Here is a 19,662-nt window from a genome sequence, read left to right as displayed (position 1 = left end):
TACTTTTATAAAAAAAACAAATAGCCTTGTTATCTTGTTTATCCTACTTAGTTTGACTATAATAAATAGGGTGAATTAATAGGAGGTAATATATTTGGCGTTATTTGGTTTGAAATTTAAAAATATCTTTTTTATTTTAATTGGTGCAGCAATCTTTGCATTTGGTATTGTACATTTTAATATGCAAAATAATTTAGGTGAAGGTGGATTTACTGGGATCACATTACTTTTTTATTTTTTATGGGAATGGGACCCTGCTATTTCTAACATTGTATTAAATATCCCGACTTTTATTTTGGGCTGGCGATTCTTGGGGCGTAACACATTTCTATACACCATTATTGGGACTGTTGCAGTATCTGTTTTCTTATATATTTTTCAAATTAGTCCATATCAGCTCCATTTGGAATCAGATATGACTCTTGTTGCATTGTTTGCAGGTGCATCAATTGGAGTGGGCCTTGGAATTATTTTTCGTTACGGCGGAACAACTGGTGGCGTAGATATTATTGCGCGAATTGTACATAAGTATGTTGGATGGAGTATGGGGAAGACAATGTTTCTCTTTGATGGAGTCGTTATTGTCACTTCAATTGTTACTTATTTAGAATTAGTTGAAGGGATGTATACGCTAGTTGCAGTTTATCTTGCCGCACGCGTCATTGACTTTATGCAAGAAGGTGCATATTCTGCAAGAGGGACTACGATTATATCCAATTATAGCCACGAAATATCAGAGAAGATATTAAAAGAGATGGATCGAGGGGTTACAGTCTTACAAGGAAAAGGTCGCTTCTCAGGTGAGAACAAAGAAGTGTTATATTGTGTAGTTGGGCGAAATGAAATTGTTAGATTAAAACATATCATTCAACAAATAGATCCACATGCATTTGTTGCGGTTGCAGCTGTTCATGATGTCTCTGGAGAAGGTTTTACTTTAGATGAAAATAAAAATCCTTACCCTGATTAATCCGGTAAGAAAAAGTGAATTTTGATAAGTGTAATTGTTCATGTCTTATTAAAAAAAGTAGTTCATTTGGGAACATCCCCCCCCCAAAAATGAACTACTTAAAACTTTATACTACATTAATCATCCGCAACAACAAACATTAGAATGAATCGAATTAATTCTGCTACAGCAACCATTGCTGCTGCTACATATGTGAGTGCAGCTGCATTTAATACTTTCTTCGTTTGTTTTTCTTCATTATTTCGAATTACCCCTGAAGATACGAGTTGTGCCATTGCACGATTAGAAGCATCAAATTCTACTGGTAATGTAACCAATTGGAAAAGCACTGCAAATGCCATCAACACAATTCCGGCTAAAATTAAGCTTGAATTCATACCCAATAGTATTCCCGCAAAGATCAGGAAAAATGCGGTTCTATCGCCAAAACTAGCAATCGGAAATAACTTAGTTCTAAATTGTAAAAACGCGTAAGCTTCTGCATCTTGAATTGCATGTCCAACCTCATGTGCTGCGATAGCTGAAGCAGCCATAGAATGTCCATGATAATTGTCGCTTGATAAACGAACAACCTTTTTACGAGGATCGTAGTGATCAGATAGCGTACCTCTTGTTTCTTCTATTGACACATTGTATAAACCATTGTCATCTAAAATTTGTCGTGCTACTTGTGCACCTGTCATATAAGAAGATGTAGCAACCTTCGCATACTTTTTATAAGTGCTTTTTACTTTTGATTGCGCCCATAAAGGAATAATCATTAATAACGCAATATAGATTAGGTAACTACCTAAGCCCATCTTCTTCATTCCTCCATCATATTTTACTTGTTCCGCTTAAGGTCAATTTTAGTCAAAAAAAGTTACTTAGTCAACTAATATGTTGCTTTTGTTTTTTCTTTTTTTCACCTTTGTATTTTTTAAAAGCTACATAAGCTAATGTCACAATTATAATGCCACCCACAATAAAAATCATCCAATAAAATGAAACATAATTTCCTTCAACTGCAGGATTAATCACATCAATTAACTGTGTCTCTCTAAACACAGCCTGTAAATTCTCTTTATCAGTTTCTTCTTCAATATGAAGTATTCGGTTGTATGTAGCTTTCAACTCTTCATATTGATCATCATCTAAAATTATTTGGTAAGTTGGTTGAAGCATTTGCCAATGGGTTTCAATTTTAATAAGCTCATTTTCCGATACATTATTTTTGCTTAATACAGCTAGAACTGAATTTTCCAATGATTCTTTACTATTTAACCAAATTGAATTGTTTTGGTTTTCAAGTGTATTTACTGCAATAACTAATGACATAGCTTTTTGAAGCTTTTGATTCTTAGGTACTTCAGTCTTAGTAACATGATCAATATTCTCAAAAATTAGATCCCTAATCACATTTTGATTTTTCACTTGCTCATTTTTAGCTGAATTCATTAGTGTTTGATGATGCCGCACTAACCATTGTCGAGCTAAATCATATCGACCTTCCGATATGTAACGTTCATATTGGAAAGTAACTGACGAAGCCTCTTTTTCATTGGCATATGTCACTTGACTTGTTTTGGTTAAAAAAGTAAAAAGCAGTAGGAAACATATAATGTAATAAAATTTGTTGTTTTTCGAGTGCCTCATCGAGATCCCCTTCTCTCAATCATTTATTCTATATCTAATGTATGAGAGATAAGACAAGCTTAGACCTGGTGATTATGATAAGTAATGGTTGTTTTATTTCTTATTGTTAAAATATAAGCAATTGCTAGTGATAGGATGCTAAGCCAAAATGTAAAATAACCAATTTCATTCATGTATTGATCTAGACTACTATAACGAGGCATCATTTTGTAAACATAGTCAATAATATCATTATGAACAGTCCAAATGCCTGCTACAACTATATGCTTTATTTTTATTTTATAAAATGGTGCGTATAATAGTCCTTGTATTGCCATAGCGCCATGAGAGGCCATCAACATATAACCTTGCCAAGATAAACTGCCATTAAGAATAAGCATAAGGAGATTCATCACAACAGCCCAAATACCATATTTAAATAACGTTATAAGTGCTAATGCTTCTATGTATGGTAGATGTTTACCAAAAATATAAAAAGTTAAAAATATTGTAAAAAACAAACTGGCTGTAGGACTATCTGGTACAAAAATTAGAAATTTTGCTGGCGTAATTGCTAATTGATCGTCATACCACATGTAACCATAAATTGTACCGAAAAAATTAATAATCCAAAGTAAAATCAAAAAAGTTCTGTCTTGTAATAAATGTTTAACATAGTTCATAATAAATTCCTTTCTACTCGAATAAGAAACCCCAACCGTTAAAGGAAGGGGTTTCTAAAGCGTACGGTTTTTATAACATTAGCATGTAGCAAGCAAAAAAACAAGACAAATTCTACATGTACAAGCTTATCCTTAACACCTTGACTATACTTACCTATGGTGCTGGGTATGTTAGTTCTTTTAATTGTTTAACGTAATCATAAAAAGCTTCTTTATCTCGATTGTCGAGTGCTTGATTTATTTTACTTTCAATAGACTTTTTTTGTGATTGGTAAATAGCATATTCCAGAACTTCTTTAGCTAACTCTTTTTCTTTTTTTGTTATAAAAAAATCTTCAGGTAAATATGGATTATCTTCCAATACCGCAACGTAATTTGAATTTTGATGTACATTTTCAAAGCTTAATTGAATATAAATTGGATCGTCACGATTAAGTCGTATGTCATGAAATGACTTTTCAGCATCTGTTGTTACAATGTGATTTTTGTAAAAACGAAATGGAACATCATTCGAACAATGAGTGGAAATCACAATTCCTCTTGGGCAATACCTTGCCTCACGAATGAAATGAACATGGTTTAATAACGCATCATGGTTTGTTAAATAGTTTAAGATCCAAACACTTTCTCTTCGTTTTAATTGGTAATTCTGCAAAAACCATTGGATAAACGCCTTTTTATCTTGAACAGAAACAGAAGTATTCAAAATTGATCCCTCCTAAAAATTCAATAGGAAAGCAATGCATAAAATGTGGGATTAAGTATATTATTGTGCGGTTTAAAAATCGTTTGCTTGATCTTTAAGCCTTAGAGTATATTCTTCTAACTCCGTATCACTAGGTTCAATAGTTAAGTAATGTTCGAAAAGCGCAATTGCCTCCTTTCTTCTCCCTTCTTCAACTAAAAAGTAACCGTATTCTTTGAGGAAATCTGTATCCTCCCTGAAAGTATTATATGCATCTTGGTAAAATTTTAATGCATCAGAATAGGATTCTTCTTCTTTTAACGCCTTTGCAAGCTCCCACTTATAATAGCCATCTTCTTCACCTTGTTCTATAATATGATGAAGTAAATCAATTATTGCTTCAAAATCTTCATCTTGTTTATAATTTTCCACCAAAAATAATACAGCCTCTTTAAATCCGGGGTCTATACTAACAGCTTCACGAGCATACTGATAGCTGGCTTGTGCCTCCCCAACTTTTCGTGCTAATGAACCTGCAACAAGATATAAATCTTTATTGAAACGGTCAATTTCTATGCCTTTTTGGGCTATTTGATAGGCTTCCTTTAACATTCCCTCTGTTTCGTATACTTCAGCCAAATATAAGTATACAGATTGAAATTCAGGATCTAAATCTATAACTTGCTCCCAAGCTTGTTTTGCAATATCTAATCGATTAGCTCGATAGCCAATGAACCCGTATCGGAACAAAACATCAACATCATCTGTTTCTACCACATGAAAATATTCTAAAGATTTTTCAAACTCTCCAGTTGCAGCATAGCTTTCAGCTAATCGGATTGAAATGTCTACTTCGGCAAATATCTGTTGATTCATATGCACTTTTTCATAATATGGAATTGCTTTTTGATATTCACCGTTTGAGAACGATAACTCACCCAATGCAAAATCGATTAAAACTTCAGATGGATCGATCTGCTTTGCTTCTAACAACTTTTGTTCGGCTACTTCAAACAAACCTTGTGTTTGATAAAGATCAGCTAATTGCAATAATACTTCTAGATATTCCTCATCTTGTGGACCAAATCGATTTAGTAATTCAATTGCCTCTTGATCTTCTTGTAAATCAATATGTATGTCAGCAAGCATCAACTTTAAATCTGTTTCATTTGGATATTGTTGTGTTAGACCCAATAAAATCATTTTTGCATCTTCCAACATTCCCCATTGTTGATATAACTCTGCAATTGTATATTTTTCATCTTCATTTGCTTGCGGTAAATAATTTTCTAACGTAGAAATTGCTTCATCTGTTTTATATTGTTCCATCAATTTGATGGCACGATGTATCTCTTCCATGATTCACGCTCATCCTTTCATACTTTATACCAATGATTAATTGAATAGATTCATCATATCTGAAATTAATCATTTGAGCAATTATTTCATTTTAGAAAGCAAAAAACTGCTATGAATCACGATACATAGCAGTTTCTTCTAGAATTTCAATTTAATATTTTAGATATATCTTCAAAAAAGGTTGGATAAGAAATATTAATACACGACGGATTAGTTAGCGTAACTTTTTCCTTCGTAATTAATGATGCAATGGCGATCATCATGCCAATTCTATGGTCGCCATGTGAATCAACGGTAGCACCAGTTAATTGTGTATTACCTTCAATAATCATTCCATCATCAGTAGCGCAAATCGAAGCTCCTAAAGCTTTTAGTGTATTAACAACAGTAGCAATTCGATCTGTTTCTTTAAAGCGTAATTCTTCGGCGTCACGAATTATAGTTTTACCATTTGCTTGAGTTGCTAATAATGCTACGATAGGAATTTCATCAATCATTCTTGGTATAATGTCTCCACCAATTTCAATTCCCTTTATCGATGATGCACGAACCGTGATTGAACCAATTGTCTCTCCGCCAATATGCCTCTCTTCAATTACTTCGATTTCAACACCCATCTGTTCTAATACGGTAATTATACCAGTTCGTGTATCGTTCAAGCCAACATCACGAATTGTTACATGACTACCTGGAACGATTGCAGCAGCTACTAAAAAGAATGCGGCAGAAGAAATATCACCAGGTACTTGAATGTCTGTGCCTGTTAATTTTTGATTTCCCTCAACTGTTATTTTTGTACCATCAACGGAAATCTTACCACCAAAAGCCTGTAACATATTTTCGGTGTGGTTTCTTGTGGTTGTTTTTTCGATAACTTTAGTAGTACCAGTTGCTAGTAATCCTGCTAACAAAATAGCAGATTTCACTTGTGCGCTTTTTACTACAGGCTCAAATGTAATAGACTGAAGAGCTCCCCCCCGTACAGCCAACGGCAGATATTTTCCTGCTTCTCTACCATCAAGCTTTGCGCCCATACGCTTTAAAGGGATAGCAACTCTGTCCATTGGACGCTTTGTTAAAGATTCATCACCAAACAGTGTGACGTGAAAAGGAAGTCCAGCTAGTACACCAAGTAACAGACGGGCAGTTGTCCCTGAATTCCCCAGATCAATTGGTACCAGTGGTTCTTGTAGTGCATCCATTCCAGCACCTTTTATAATTACATTGTTTTTATTTTTCTCAATTGGTACACCCATCGCTTGAAAAGCATGAATGGTACGCATACAATCTTCCCCGTCCAAAAAGTGCGTAATCTTCGTTACTCCATGAGCAAGTGCGCCAAAAATAATAGCCCGATGTGAAATTGACTTATCTCCAGGTACTATTATTTCTCCCTCCAAAATCGAACTGATTGGGTGTAATACTTTTTGATCCATATGTATCGTGGCCTCCTTATTCCTGAAGCATCGTTTCATAACCATTTTCAATCAATAGGCGATTACTCTCTATTTGATCTTTTTGGGATAATAGGCTTAAACGAAGTACCCCCGTAATTCCTTCTCTCATCTCTAATATTTCAATATTTTTGATGCTAATATCTTTCTGTGCTAACAAGGAAACAACTTTTAATAATGCACCAGTTTGGTCAAATATATCAACATATACATCATAGAAAGAAGGAATAGCTCCCTTTTTCTTGGTGTCTAACCCATCTCTATATTCCCTTGCTTGTTCTAAGTATTGGTACATAGAAATTTTATCATCTGTTTCCAATAATTTCTTCAAATCAGTCATTTCATTAACCCAATCTTCTAATAAATCTTGAATAATTGATTTGTTCTGAAAGAATATATCTTGCCACATTGCTGGATTACTTGAAGCAATTCTTGTTATATCACGAAAGCCTCCAGCAGCTAACGTTGGAATATTTACATGTTTTTTTTGCCATTTTTTTGCTTGATGTACAAGCGATGAAGCTATTAGGTGTGGGAAATGTGATATCACACTCGTCATTTCGTCATGCTCTGTCGGGTCTAATTTTAATATGGTACTTCTTGTTCCTTTTAATAGGTTTTCTAATTCTCTTAAATTTTTAGAAGAACAAGAGTCATCAGGACTTAAAATGTAAATTGCATTTTCAAACAAATGTCCTTTTGCGGCTTCAATCCCTTTTTTATGTGAACCTGCCATAGGGTGTCCGCCAATAAATGTAATCATATCCGATGTAATACCACTAGCAGCTTCAATGATAGGCTTTTTAACGGATGAGACATCTGTAATTAATAGAGGTTTATCAACAACGATATGCTTTAATTGATCGATTAATTCAATCGTTTTAGATACTGGTGCAGCTAATATACAGATGTCTGCTTGTTTAACTGCTTTCTTAAAATCCGTTACAACTTCATCTACTATTCTGTTTTTCAAACTATAATCAAGTGTTTGAGAATTAACATCAAAGCCAATTAAATGGTAATCTGTATTTTCTTTAATGTTTATAGCTAAAGAACCACCAATTAATCCTAAACCTGCAACAAGAACTGTTTTTGTCACAATCGACTCTCCTCAATTACAGGTGCTAAAAAAGACCGGATATGATCTTGTATCGCATCCATGTCAGCTTTTTTACCGATAGTTATTCGAACACCATTGGGATGCCCAAGAGCTTCGCCAGAACGAATGATATAGCCTTTACTTAGTAAATGTTCAAACAATGCATCGCCACTAACTGGCAATTTCACAAAGACAAAGTTTGTTTCTGAGTCATAATAATCAAGACCAAGTTCATCAAGGAACTGTAGAAATTGCTGTTTATTTTTAGTGTTTTTTTCAAGTGATGAATTTAGAAAATCTTCATCTTCTAAAGCAATTTTTGCTGCTCCTTGTGCTACTCTTGTTGTATTAAAGGGTCCTCTAGTGATATTAAGTAAGTTAGCAATTTTTTCACTGGTAATACCATAACCAATGCGTAGTCCTGCAAGTCCATATGCTTTTGAAAAAGTGCGTAAAACGATTAAGTTTGAGTATTGTTTCAGTGCCTGAATTGCATCAGGCATGTTTTCAGAAGTTACATACTCGTAGTAAGCCTCATCAACTACGACTAAAACATCACTAGGGCATTTTTTCATAAATGCTGTTAGAGCCGCTTCATCTATCAGACAACCAGTTGGGTTATTAGGTGTACACAACCAAACAATTTTCGTGTTATCATCAATTGCTTGAAGCATTCCTTCAAGATCATGATATCCATCATGTAATGGAATTTCTTTTACTTCTGCCCCTTGGATTAAAGCGTTATGCTTATATTGTGGAAAAGTAGGCTTTGCAACAATTGTGTTCATCCCTGTGTCTAGGTATGTTCGACAAATAATATCAACAACTTCGTCCGACCCGCAACCAAATACAAGCTGATCTTTTTTTACGTTTAATTTACCAGCTAAAGCTTCTCGTAATTCAGTTGCATAACCGTCTGGATAAATCTCAACATGTGTTGCTAATGTGGGTATTGCATTTGCAACTTTATCCGAATAACCAAAAGGATTTTCATTTGAAGCAAGTTTAACAATTGTTTCTAAACCATATTCTTTTTTTACATCATCTGTTTGTTTACCTGGTTTATATGGTGTCATTTGATCAAATATTTTTTTTGCGTCCATTAATTTCGCTCCTAACATTATTTCACTAGGTCTGGTCTAAGTTTTTTGGCATTATAATGATAAACATGATTTATCTCTGGCTGGCTTTTTGAAGTGTTAATGGTCATCATCACACGAATACACTTTTCTAAGCTGCCCGGAACAGCTATTTCCTGCATGCACATAACTGGTACATAAGTCCAACCTTCTAATTCACGAATAGGCTTGGCTGGAAATGTCGCATTAATATCAGGTGTAACTGATATTAAAACCGAGGCAACATCATCAGGATTAATTTCGTTTGTTTTAATGATATCTTCAACTAATAGTTTTGTATTAGTAAGTATTTCTTTCGCATCATTAGAATTGACTGTTGTTGCACCGCGAACACCTCGGATCACTTTTCCACCAACTCTCGCAAAAATTTTTCTAGTAGCATTGCTAAGTTATTATCATCTACTAACTCGATTGCGGGCTGTCCCACACTTTTTAATAGCACCATTTGAACAGTTTTATTTCTAGCTTTTTTATCTTTTTTCATTCTATTAATTAATTTTCCAATTTGTAACTGCGGTAAATCTAATGGGAAGTCATTTTTTTTAAGCCAAGTAAATAATTCGGTATAAGGCAACTTGATATCGTAATAGAATTCACTTACACGCATTGCGAACAACATACCGATCCCAACACCCTCACCATGTGTGATTTCACCATAACCTAATTCTGCTTCTAAAGCATGCCCTAATGTATGGCCAAAGTTTAAATGTTGTCGAATATTACTTTCTCGCTCATCTTTTTCAACAATGGCTGCTTTTACTTCTATTCCTTTTAACAAATGAACCATTAAGTCCTCATCAGAAAGTAGTGTTTTAAGGTTAACTACTTTAATTTGATCCCAGAAAGGTTCAGTGTGTATGAGGCTATGTTTAGCAATCTCGGCATAACCAGATCGGATTTCGGTAAGTGGAATCGTATGCAACGTTTCTACATCGTAAATAACAGCCTGAGGGGGATGGAAACTTCCAATCAAATTTTTTCCCTCAGGATGATTAATAGCTACCTTTCCACCGACACTACTATCATGCGCCAGTATAGTAGTTGGAATTTGGATGTAATCTATACCGCGCATAAATGTAGATGAAACAAAGCCTGATAAATCACCTACCATTCCCCCACCTAACGCAATAATTAACCCATGTCGATCTAGACCATATTGGATTGCTTGTGTCATGATGTCAAAGTATACACGAATACTTTTCGAGCTCTCGCCAGCGGGTACAATTGTATAGTTTACTGTATAATTAGGCTTTAAAGATGATAGAACATCTTGTAGGTATAATGATTCAACATTACTGTCCGTAATAATAAAAATACTGCTATAATCTTTTTTAATAAAATTTGCTGTTTCAAATCTCAATTTCTTACCAATTGATACATCATATTGGTTTGTACTTGTTTGTACAGTGATAGTCTCCATTAAAAGCACCTTACTTCTTCACGATACTGATCTAAAGCGGCTTGTAATTTTGGAAACTGATCATGTGGAAATTGCTCAAGTATAGCTTTTGCAACTTCAAAGGCTACCACGTGTTCCATTACTACTGCTGCTGCTGGTACTGCACATGAATCTGAACGTTCAATGCTTGCGTTAAATACTTCTTTTGAGTCAATATCTATACTTTGTAGTGGTTTATATAAAGTCGGAATCGGCTTCATAACGCCTTTCACAACAATAGGCATTCCTGTAGTCATGCCACCTTCGAATCCACCTAGGCGATTAGACTTACGATAATAACCATTTTCTTCGCTCCAAGTAATCTCATCATGCACTTCACTACCATTTTTTCTAGCTGCTTCAAACCCTATACCGAATTCAACACCCTTAAATGCATTAATACTCTGAACAGCTCCAGCAATTCTTCCATCTAACTTTCGATCGTAGTGAACATAGGATCCAATGCCTGCAGGAATACCTTCTACGAATACTTCACAAACTCCACCAATTGAGTCTCCGTCTTTTTTTGCTTGATCAATGGCATCCATCATTTTTTGACCTGCTTCTTCATCAAGACATCGAACGGGAGATGCTTCTGAAATTTCAGTCTTTTCTGTAACTGATAAGTCCGGTTTTTCATCAGCTTTTATCCCTGCTATTTCATTTACATAGCCAATTATTTCAATTCCTAAATGTGAAAGCATTGTTTTTGCAACAGCACCAGCTGCGACGCGAGCTGCTGTTTCTCTAGCAGATGAACGTTCTAAAATATTACGCATATCACGGTGTCCATATTTTAATGCACCATTTAAATCCGCATGTCCAGGTCTAGGACGTGTTACTTTCCTTCTTATATCGACATCAGATTCAACGGGGTCTTCCCCCATAATATCGATCCAGTGCTTAAAGTCGTCATTATGAACAACCATCGCGATTGGTGAACCTAGTGTATAACCATGGCGCACACCACCAGCAATATCTACTAAGTCTTTTTCAATTTGCATTCGCTTGCCTCGACCGTGCCCTTTTTGACGACGTAATAATGAATGATTAATATTTTCTGTTGTTAATGGCATTAGAGCTGGAATGCCTTCTACAATTGTTGTTAATTGTTTTCCGTGTGATTCACCAGCTGTTAAATAACGCATCATGAAATCCCCCTTTTGTATATAATTTTGTATTACTATACCATACCTTCTTGCTTATGTGTGCATGAATTAATAGATTATTCATTTTTTTCGAAAATCTTTAAATATTGGAGTAGAATAATCAACAAAACTAACTTCATATTTTTAGGTATATATTTATATGTTTTTTTGATAGAAAAATGTGTCAACAACTTTAAAATCGTATTTATTAGGATTAAATATTTGCTCTGTACTACCGACAAAAAAGACACCTTGTTCCACTAAAGCTCGACTAAATTTTTCGTAGATTGTTGTTTTTGCTTCTTCCGTGAAGTAGATAAGAACATTACGACATACAATTAGATCAAAATTTGATGGGTAAGGATCTGAAAGAAGATTGTGTTTTTTAAACGTTATGGCAGATTTAATTTTATCATCAATAGTATATAGTGAGCCATCCTTCTTAAAGAACTTTTCCTTTAATTTTGGAGGAACTTCTTTAAGTGCACGTTCTGTATAAATCCCCTTTTTAGCACGTTCTAGTATTTTATCATCAATATCTGTTGCAAGAATACTAACATCGTCTAAATCAACGTATTGACTTAACATCATGGCAATTGTATAAGGTTCATCTCCAGTTGAACATGCCGCACTCCAAATTTTTAATTTGCGATTTTTCTTTAATAAATCAGGTAATATCTTATTTTCAAGTATGTTCCACCTGCTTGAATTTCGATAAAATTCAGATACATTGATGGTCATTTTATCCAAGAATTCTTCCATTAATTCTTTATTAGATACAAGTGCTTGATAGTATGAATTAAAATCAGAAAATCCTTTTTTATCTCGTAATGACGTTAGTCTTCTTTTCATTTGAACTTCTTTATATAAAGTTAAATCAATTCCAGTTTTTTTCTTAATGGATTGACTAAATATTTGGTAGTCCGACATCGTATTGGTCTCCTTAAATGAATATAGTAAATCCTCGTCTATGACGAGGATAAAATTGACTTATACCAATCAATTAACTATAAGTAAATTTAGTTCTATAGTTTTATGATTTTCGTTTCCCTATGTATGAAGCGATCTCTTTAAAGGTTTGTTTGGCTTTTATGTCCGGTAAAGCATCTAAAGCATGAAAGGCTTTTTGTAAAAAACGATCACTAAGCGCAAAAGATTCCTCAATCGCACTTGATTTTTTAATATACTGAATGAGCGGTGCTATATTTTCACCTGTTATGTTTGCTGGATTAGAAAAAGTTGTTTGCAGATCACGATAAAAATCCTGATTTTGCATAGCGTATAATACAGGTAAGGTAATGTTGCCTTGCATAAGATCGCTACCAGCTGGTTTTCCTAATTGTTGTTCAGATGCAGTGAAATCTAATATGTCATCAATAATTTGATACGACATCCCAATGTAATAACCATATCTGTAGAGTTGCTTTTCTTCTTCTGAGGGAACATTAGCAGCAATTGCACCTAGTTGACAACTAGAAGCGATCAAGAGCGCTGTTTTTCTTTTTATTCTTCTTAAATAATTACGTAAATGTTGATTTAAGTTGTACTTATCTCCGATTTGTTGCATTTCTCCAAATGTAAGTTCTACCATTGTCTTAGAAAGAATTTGATGTGCTTTTGGATTATTTAGTGTAGATAAGTATTCCAATGATCGGGCAAAAATATAATCACCAGTATACATTGCAATCCGGTTATCCCACTTAGCTTTTACAGTAGGTTTTCCTCTTCTTAATTCAGACTCATCGATCACATCATCATGAACTAAGGAAGCCATGTGAATTAACTCAAGAGAAACTGCTACTGCCTTTATTTTTTCTACATCGTAGTCACCAAATTGTCCAGCCAATAAGACAAACACAGGACGAAGGCGTTTTCCACCAGCATGCAATAATTGGGTTGAAGCTTGTTCTAAAACAGGATTATCTGCTTGAACGGTTTCTTCCAATGCCTTTTCAATTAATTGAAGATCTGGTTTTAAGTACGAATAGGTCATTGCTAATTTCATTCTGTTCACCTTTATGATTTAATTTACTGATGGTTTTTTCCCTAAATGCATTGCTGCAACGCCACCGGTATATCCTTTTACTTGTACAGACTCAAGTCCCACTTCTTGAAATAAATCTTTCAATTCATTTTTTGCTGGAAAAGTTTTGGCAGATTCGTGCAGCCAAGCGTATTCCTTATAGCTCTTAGCTATTAAACGTCCGACCAAGGGCATTATGTATCGAAAATAAAGATAATATAATTGCCTAAACCCTAACATAGTCGGTTGAGATGTTTCGAGACATACAACCATTCCACCAGGTTTAACGACTCTTGTCATTTCTTCCAATACCTTTTTATAATCTGGTACATTTCTTAAACCAAACCCTATTGTAACGAAATCAAATGTATCAGATTCAAATGGTAATTCCATTGCATTCCCGTATATAAATTTTAACTGGGGGTGTTTGGATTGCTCAAGCTTCTCATTAGCAACTGATAACATATTCTTACTAAAATCTAAACCTATGACTTTTCCATTTTCCCCAATCTGATTAGCGAGTGAAAAAGACCAATCACCTGTTCCACAGCAAACATCCAAAGCTTGATCTCCAGGTCTAACATTCATTCTTTTCATAACATCTTTACGCCATGCTTTATGTCTTTTAAACGATATAACAGAATTCATAAAATCATAACGTTTATATATATTTTCAAAAACGTTATGTACACGTTCTTCCTTTGATTTATCTCTCACATATTACCCTTCTTCCATTACTATTCTAGTCTGGTTAACACTATCGGCATAGAAATTCTGTACATAATTTTTTAGTAACTGGTAGTGTGTTGGGAGAACCTGTGCAAGTTCATCTAAAATGAGTAAGTGGTTACCAATAATTGATTCTACTGTAGGAATAACTTGATTGTACTTAATATTATGTGCTGGTCCATCTGTCAATAGATCGAATAATGGTGCTTGCTGATTTGATATAAACAAACCTTTTTCATGAATTAACCTTTTTGTTAATAGCCAATTCTGGGCAAATTCATCTATAGATGATCGATTAAAGTGCTCAGCAACACGGGTAATGAGTTTAGATTCCAGTTTCTTTAAAGCTTCTATAAACGCAGTTACAGACTCATATGTATCATAATAAATTTCCATCTTTAATTCATTTATTTCCTTAATTGCAGATGCTAATGTATGTATCATGGAAATATCATCAAGTTTAGCTAACATGTAATAATACAACCCACTATAATAATCCCCGGCTAACACAGTCAGTTGTCTATTTTCTTTGATTGATTCTGATTCATCCTTTGTATTTTCTGTTACTAAATCGTGCGTATCTAAAGCAATTTGTACTAACATTGTTGTGATTATATAATTCTTTTTTTTCAAATTGCTGTAACTAGTGTTTTTAACAAGTGTATACAGGATTAGGAGTTTATCTTTATCAATTACGGGTTTTGGAATCGACTTCTTTAAGTATGAATGCTGTAAAATGTTTTCTAGCTCTTCTTGTATACCTTTGATAGTTAAACCCGACATGTGATACAAACTCCTCTCTTAAAATCCCTTAATTATAAACGTAATTATAACATATGAAATATAATTACGCTGTTTTTATGACTTATTGAATTATTAATCATTTCTAGTCTCGCCAAAATTAGATTGAATAATAGCTTTTCCTTTTATTTTAATTGCTGACGTATGTTCAGTAAATTGAACAACCATAATCTCATTTTCATCTAATTTTTCAGCATGATGAAAACGTGTATCTGTCCCTCTAGTGAGCCCGATAACTTGAACCCCGTTTTCTAATGCTTTTACAATAAAATAATCACTTTGGCTTAATTCTTGCATTATGTATGGAACCTCCTAAAATAAAATATATTATTTATTTTTGGAAAAAATATAGTAATAGAAAAAGGGTGCATTTGCACCCTTTTTCTCTTGCCCTTATGTAAAGAATTATTTCACATTGTCTTTAAGGGCTTTACCTGGTTTAAAAGCAGGAACTTTACTTGCTGGGATCTCAATCTCAGCACCTGTTTGTGGGTTACGTCCCTTACGAGCAGCACGCTCACGTACTTCGAAGTTTCCGAAACCAATTAATTGTACTTTTTCACCGTCTTTAAGTGAATCCATGATAGATTCAAAAACTGCATCTACAGCTTTTGTTGCATCCTTTTTGGATAGTTCGCTTTTTTCAGCGACTGCATTAATTAGATCTGTCTTGTTCATGATATTCACCTCCTCTCAAATTCAAATAAATTTGAAGCATTCAACATAAAATGAGTATAATCCCATTTGTTTACAAAAGTAGTTGAACTTATACTTCCTAGTCATAAATAAATTAATGACAAGGCTTATAATAAACGACTTTTCGCGTAAATTCAACAAAAAATAGCAATATTTATTATAATTTGTTCTTTTTACCTAGTTTGCCCCTCGCCAATTTCACTTGAATCTTATCATAGACAATCATAATATGCAAGTGTTTACAAACACTAATATGGCGGTATTTAAGTCAAATTTAAATAGTTTTATTAAACAGTTTTGTTGGTAAAAAAATCTTTAAACCATAAATTTTCTTTTTATCAAAAATTTTGTGCTCTTTGTAGATAGTTATAGCCTAAATCGTTAGAAAATGGCAAAATAAAAAACGACTTGAAATTCAAGTCGTTAAAGAATTATTGCAATTAAACCTCCAGAACCTTCATTTATGATTCGTTCTAGTGTTTCTTTTAATTTATATCGAGCATTTTCAGGCATCAAAGATAATTTAGCTTGGATCCCTTCACGAACTATAGAACTAAGTGAACGGCCAAAAATATCTGATTTCCAAATTGACAATGGATCGTCTTCAAAATCTTGCATTAGGTAACGAACTAATTCTTCGCTTTGTTTCTCCGTACCAATGATTGGAGCAAATTCTGACTCAACATCAACTTTAATCATGTGAATCGAAGGAGCTACAGCTTTTAGTCTAACACCGAACCGTGCACCTTGACGGATGATTTCTGGTTCTTCTAGGGACATATCTGCTATTGATGGAGCAGCTACGCCATATCCAGTTTGTTTTACCATCTGCAGAGCTTCTGCCACTTGATCATATTCACGTTTAGCTTTAGAGAAGTCTTGCATCAATTCAAGTAAATGCTCTTTACCTCTTATTTCTTCCCCAACGATTTCTTTTAGAACTTGATCATACAAATAGTCTGGTGCTTGTAAATCAATTTCGGCTATTCCTTCACCCATTTGAATACCGGCAATTTGAGCACGGTCAATATAATCATAATCATCAAACTGTCCTACAACACGATCAACGTCACGTAAGCGTTTAATATCTCTAACAGTTTCTTGAACTGCCACCTGATAACTTTCACGCAACCAATGATTATCATCTAACACCATTACCCAGCTAGGTAGATTAACATTTACTTCTAAAACAGGGAACTCATATAATGCTTCTCGTAACACATTATAAACATCATGTTCTCGCATACTTTCAACGCTCATAGCTAACACTGGAATATCATATTCCTCTGTTAAACTTTGACGAAGCAACTCTGTATCTTGATGATACGGTTGTACAGAGTTAATAACCATGATAAACGGCTTTCCAACCTCTTTTAGTTCTTCAACTACTCGTGCTTCTGCTTCAAGGTAATCTTCTCGAGGAATATCCCCAATTGTACCATCAGTAGTTACAACCACACCCATGGTTGAATGCTCTTGTATTACTTTTCTTGTTCCAATTTCTGCTGCTTCATGAAAAGGAATAGGCTCTTCATACCATGGCGTATGAATCATTCTAGGTCCATTTTCATCTTCAAAACCTTGTGCACCATTAACGGTGTATCCAACACAGTCAACTAAACGCACATTAACTTCTAACCCTTCATCAACTTGAACAGATACAGCCTGATTTGGAACAAATTTTGGTTCTGTTGTCATAATGGTTTTTCCTGCCGCACTTTGAGGTAATTCATCTTGCGCACGTGCACGATCACCCTCATTTGAAATGTTAGGTAAAACAACTTGTTCCATAAATTTTTTGATAAAGGTTGATTTACCAGTCCGCACAGCACCTACAACACCTAGATAGATATCACCATTCGTCCGTTTTGAAATATCTTTAAAAATATCAACTCTTTCCAAACGATCCCCTCCCGATCTACTTCTGCATTTACAATTACGAATCTTTGACACTTAAAGTCTATGACATTGTCCTACTATAATATGACTTGAATATAAAAAAAACCGAGATAGAAGGGGCAGTTCTATCTCAGTGCGACTAAATAATACCCAAAGCAACCCTAAAATTAATGCTTGTGCGGTTTATTTTATGCGAATGATCTGGAGTTGGTATACTCATTTGCCCAGTTAGAACTATTTTTTGAAAAGTTGACTTAAAGAATTTATGTCCGTTGGAACATTATTTTTTGTAATCGACTCAACCAATTTGTCTTCCTTCTCTTGCGAAATTGGTTTATTTGCCATTTTCGCTAACTGTCTGACAAGGTTTCGTACAGTTTTTTCATTTGAAAAGTCAGCATTTTGTACTGAATTAGCAACTTTTAAAATGTCATCGGGGTTAATATTAGACTTCTTTTGAATTTGGTCAAACATATTTTTTTGAAAATCGCTCACATACACTCCTCCTTGACTATTATCTTCAAAATAATATATGCAAGGAAGCTAAATGGTGTTAACCCTTTTGATAATAAGTCTGCCAACCTCTACATTACCTTGGTTCTTATCTTATATTGCAACATCGATGACTGGATAGACGCTTGCTTTTTAATATAGTTTCTTCTTGTTAAAATTATGCTTCTCAATATACGTAGTGGATATAAAAAGCGCATTAGCTAACTAGTAACGTAAGTTACTAACCCGCTACGTCAGCAGTGGTTTTGGTGACGTAGCAAGGAAGACAAATTTTACGGCGCATTTTATATAAAATCAGCCATAAAAATGATCTTAAAAAAGTTATTAAAAAAACGATTCATCCCACTTCTAGGTAGGATGAATCGCTTTATGTTCTATAACGATCGCTTAAAATAGCAGAAAGGTCTTCCATTTCATGGCGGCGCATGCGTGTCATTAATTGGTCAACTATTTCTTTTGGATCAGCATCTTCAAATAAGATTTTATATATTCCTTTAGTTATAGGCATTTCTATATCTTGTGTTGTAGCTAGATGATATGCTGCTTCTGTTGTTCGCACACCTTCTACAACCATTCCCATTTGTTCTAATACATCATTAAGACCTTTACCACCAGCTAGTAGGTTTCCGGCCTTCCAGTTACGGCTATGAACGCTTGTACAGGTGACAATTAAATCACCAATACCACTAAGGCCAACAAAAGTTAATGGATCAGCCCCCATAGTAGTTCCTAGGCGAGCAATTTCAGCTAGACCTCTTGTCATTAACGCTGCTTTAGCATTATCTCCATAACCTAAACCATCAGAGATACCAGCACCTAATGCAATTATATTCTTCAAAGAGCCACCTAACTCCACCCCAACCATATCAGGGCTTGTATAAACACGGAAATACTGATTAATAAATAGATCCTGTGCTTTCTCTGCTTCCTTGATATTTTTTGATGATGCCGTTACTGTTGTTGGGTGTTTGACACTGACTTCTTCGGCATGACTTGGACCTGACAATACAACTATCTCATCAAAGAGATGTTTAGGTAATTCCTCTTCCATCATCTCAGATATTCGTTTTAATGTTTCAGGTTCAATTCCTTTCGTTCCATGGATGATTGTAACTTTATGATCAAGTACTTTTGCTACTTGTCTACAAACGTCGCGGATTGCAGAAGTTGGCAAGACAAAGATAACACTAGTTACATTTTGTAATGCTTCTTTTAAATCATTAAAAGCAACTAAATTACTTGGTAATGTTACTTCCGGTAAATAACTTTGATTTTTATTCGTTGTATTAATTTCTTCAGCGTGTTCTTTTAAATGTGTCCATAGACGTACGTCATGTCCATTTTCATTTAGAACCATTGCAAGTGCCGTTCCCCAACTTCCAGCCCCTAGAACTGCTACTTTATCCATAACT

At 34.5% G+C, this 19,662-nt stretch carries 21 protein-coding genes; 1 reads left to right on the top strand and 20 read right to left on the bottom strand.

Going from position 1 to position 19,662, the window contains the following annotated elements:
- Positions 1 to 94: 94 nt before the first annotated feature.
- Positions 95 to 970, top strand: coding sequence for a YitT family protein (locus D2K40_RS01275; protein WP_229666592.1), 876 nt, complete (start codon positions 95 to 97; stop codon positions 968 to 970).
- A gap of 116 nt (positions 971 to 1,086) precedes the next feature.
- Here D2K40_RS01275 and D2K40_RS01270 read toward each other — a convergent pair whose 3' ends face one another.
- The 20 genes from D2K40_RS01270 to D2K40_RS01175 form a co-directional block, all read right to left on the bottom strand.
- Entirely contained in the window at positions 1,087 to 1,770 is a 684-nt protein-coding gene (locus D2K40_RS01270; protein WP_117152158.1) for a zinc metallopeptidase, read from the bottom strand.
- Between the two features lie 70 nt (positions 1,771 to 1,840).
- Positions 1,841 to 2,605, bottom strand: a complete 765-nt coding sequence (locus tag D2K40_RS01265; protein ID WP_117152156.1) for a sporulation protein YpjB — start codon at positions 2,603 to 2,605, stop codon at positions 1,841 to 1,843.
- A gap of 59 nt (positions 2,606 to 2,664) precedes the next feature.
- The gene (lhaT, locus tag D2K40_RS01260) at positions 2,665 to 3,267 is read right to left on the bottom strand and encodes a lipoprotein heptaprenylglyceryl N-acetyltransferase LhaT (protein ID WP_117152154.1); all 603 of its coding nucleotides are present in this window, start codon (positions 3,265 to 3,267) and stop codon (positions 2,665 to 2,667) included.
- Positions 3,268 to 3,421: 154 nt separating this feature from the next.
- On the bottom strand, positions 3,422 to 3,973 hold the full coding sequence (locus tag D2K40_RS01255) for a ReoY family proteolytic degradation factor (protein WP_117152152.1): 552 nt from the start codon (positions 3,971 to 3,973) through the stop codon (positions 3,422 to 3,424).
- Between the two features lie 72 nt (positions 3,974 to 4,045).
- A complete protein-coding gene (locus D2K40_RS01250; RefSeq protein WP_117152150.1) occupies positions 4,046 to 5,311 on the bottom strand; it encodes a tetratricopeptide repeat protein in 1,266 nt (421 codons plus the stop codon).
- A 146-nt stretch (positions 5,312 to 5,457) separates the two neighbouring features.
- Entirely contained in the window at positions 5,458 to 6,747 is a 1,290-nt protein-coding gene (gene aroA / locus D2K40_RS01245; protein ID WP_117152148.1) for a 3-phosphoshikimate 1-carboxyvinyltransferase, read from the bottom strand.
- A 16-nt stretch (positions 6,748 to 6,763) separates the two neighbouring features.
- Positions 6,764 to 7,864, bottom strand: a complete 1,101-nt coding sequence (locus D2K40_RS01240; protein ID WP_188618773.1) for a prephenate dehydrogenase — start codon at positions 7,862 to 7,864, stop codon at positions 6,764 to 6,766.
- Complete coding sequence (gene hisC / locus D2K40_RS01235; protein WP_117152143.1) at positions 7,861 to 8,967, bottom strand: histidinol-phosphate transaminase; 1,107 nt, start codon at positions 8,965 to 8,967, stop codon at positions 7,861 to 7,863. Before hisC ends, D2K40_RS01240 begins: the two co-directional genes overlap by 4 nt.
- A 17-nt stretch (positions 8,968 to 8,984) precedes the next feature.
- On the bottom strand, positions 8,985 to 9,347 hold the full coding sequence (gene aroH / locus D2K40_RS01230; RefSeq protein WP_117152141.1) for a chorismate mutase: 363 nt from the start codon (positions 9,345 to 9,347) through the stop codon (positions 8,985 to 8,987).
- Positions 9,344 to 10,423, bottom strand: coding sequence for a 3-dehydroquinate synthase (gene aroB / locus D2K40_RS01225; RefSeq protein ID WP_117152139.1), 1,080 nt, complete (start codon positions 10,421 to 10,423; stop codon positions 9,344 to 9,346). Before aroB ends, aroH begins: the two co-directional genes overlap by 4 nt.
- A complete protein-coding gene (gene aroC / locus D2K40_RS01220; protein WP_117152137.1) occupies positions 10,423 to 11,589 on the bottom strand; it encodes a chorismate synthase in 1,167 nt (388 codons plus the stop codon). Before aroC ends, aroB begins: the two co-directional genes overlap by 1 nt.
- Before the next feature lie 156 nt (positions 11,590 to 11,745).
- A complete protein-coding gene (locus tag D2K40_RS01215; RefSeq protein ID WP_117152135.1) occupies positions 11,746 to 12,519 on the bottom strand; it encodes a CheR family methyltransferase in 774 nt (257 codons plus the stop codon).
- 103 nt (positions 12,520 to 12,622) lie between these two features.
- Entirely contained in the window at positions 12,623 to 13,594 is a 972-nt protein-coding gene (gene hepT, locus D2K40_RS01210) for a heptaprenyl diphosphate synthase component II (RefSeq protein ID WP_117152133.1), read from the bottom strand.
- An 18-nt stretch (positions 13,595 to 13,612) separates the two neighbouring features.
- The gene (locus D2K40_RS01205; protein WP_117152131.1) at positions 13,613 to 14,329 is read right to left on the bottom strand and encodes a demethylmenaquinone methyltransferase; all 717 of its coding nucleotides are present in this window, start codon (positions 14,327 to 14,329) and stop codon (positions 13,613 to 13,615) included.
- 3 nt (positions 14,330 to 14,332) lie between these two features.
- Entirely contained in the window at positions 14,333 to 15,124 is a 792-nt protein-coding gene (locus D2K40_RS01200) for a heptaprenyl diphosphate synthase component 1 (protein ID WP_117152129.1), read from the bottom strand.
- Between the two features lie 93 nt (positions 15,125 to 15,217).
- Entirely contained in the window at positions 15,218 to 15,439 is a 222-nt protein-coding gene (gene mtrB / locus D2K40_RS01195; protein WP_117152127.1) for a trp RNA-binding attenuation protein MtrB, read from the bottom strand.
- 108 nt (positions 15,440 to 15,547) lie between these two features.
- On the bottom strand, positions 15,548 to 15,820 hold the full coding sequence (locus tag D2K40_RS01190) for an HU family DNA-binding protein (RefSeq protein WP_117152125.1): 273 nt from the start codon (positions 15,818 to 15,820) through the stop codon (positions 15,548 to 15,550).
- A 441-nt stretch (positions 15,821 to 16,261) separates the two neighbouring features.
- On the bottom strand, positions 16,262 to 17,740 hold the full coding sequence (gene spoIVA, locus D2K40_RS01185) for a stage IV sporulation protein A (RefSeq protein WP_117152123.1): 1,479 nt from the start codon (positions 17,738 to 17,740) through the stop codon (positions 16,262 to 16,264).
- 231 nt (positions 17,741 to 17,971) lie between these two features.
- Positions 17,972 to 18,232, bottom strand: coding sequence for a stage VI sporulation protein F (locus D2K40_RS01180; protein ID WP_117152121.1), 261 nt, complete (start codon positions 18,230 to 18,232; stop codon positions 17,972 to 17,974).
- A gap of 385 nt (positions 18,233 to 18,617) precedes the next feature.
- Positions 18,618 to 19,658, bottom strand: a complete 1,041-nt coding sequence (locus D2K40_RS01175; RefSeq protein WP_117152119.1) for an NAD(P)H-dependent glycerol-3-phosphate dehydrogenase — start codon at positions 19,656 to 19,658, stop codon at positions 18,618 to 18,620.
- Positions 19,659 to 19,662: the final 4 nt, after the last annotated feature.

Origin of the sequence: Paraliobacillus quinghaiensis (assembly GCF_003426025.1) — a bacterium.
Lineage (GTDB): Bacteria > Bacillota > Bacilli > Bacillales > Amphibacillaceae > Paraliobacillus_A > Paraliobacillus_A quinghaiensis.
Note: the sequence above shows the minus strand (reverse complement) of the source record. Positions and strands in the feature narration are given on the sequence as shown.